At 39.3% G+C, this 275-nt stretch carries 1 pseudogene; it reads left to right on the top strand.

The features are described from left to right. Positions 1-275, top strand: a pseudogene (locus RG959_RS24100) (translocation protein TolB); the annotation flags it as partial.

The raw sequence follows: 275 nt of genomic DNA, 5'->3' as shown, positions 1-275 counted from the left end.
GTCCTACTGGGTGGGGACCAATTCCACTTTATAAGGTTCCGGTAGATGCGAATCTTTCTGAAGAGAAAATGGAACCTTTTTATACCATTCAAACAAAAAATCAAGGTATCTTTGCTATTTCAGCAGAGAACTTTAAATGGAGCTATGACGGAAAGTGGGTTAGCTTTTTAGCCACTCCGACGGCTTCATGGGCAAATGATAGTAATACATTAAGCGTGTTGTCATCAGAGGGAAAGGATTTTCAAGAAATAGGAAAAATGCTTTGGTATCAAGAC

This window comes from Domibacillus sp. 8LH (genome assembly GCF_038806185.1).
In the GTDB taxonomy this organism is placed as follows: domain Bacteria; phylum Bacillota; class Bacilli; order Bacillales; family Domibacillaceae; genus Domibacillus; species Domibacillus indicus_A.
Note: the sequence above shows the minus strand (reverse complement) of the source record. Positions and strands in the feature narration are given on the sequence as shown.